The following is a 267-nucleotide window of genomic DNA, read 5'->3' on the forward strand; positions in this document are numbered from 1 at the left end:
GATCCGCAGGAAAAGCTGACGCAGTTGCTGGAGCGTAATCAGCACACGCGCATCGTGGTGGTGGAAAGCAGCGCCAGCGATGAGCCGCTGGGCGTGATCCACACCATCGACGTCCTCAAACAGCAGCTGGCGCAGGCGCCGCTGGATCTGCGTGCGCTGATACGCCAACCGTTGATCTTCCCGGAACAGCTCACGCTGTTAAGCGCCCTGGAACAATTCCGCCAGGCGCAGACGCACTTTGCCTTTGTGGTCGATGAGTTCGGCTCC

General features: G+C 61.0%; 1 protein-coding gene. It reads left to right on the forward strand.

What is annotated here, in order from left to right:
• Positions 1–267, forward strand: a 267-nt coding sequence (locus LKL37_RS23045) for a CBS domain-containing protein (protein ID WP_431612580.1), incomplete at both ends; no start/stop codon positions are given.

Origin of the sequence: Chryseobacterium sp. 'Rf worker isolate 10', assembly GCF_050753305.1 — a bacterium.
In the GTDB taxonomy this organism is placed as follows: domain Bacteria; phylum Bacteroidota; class Bacteroidia; order Flavobacteriales; family Weeksellaceae; genus Chryseobacterium.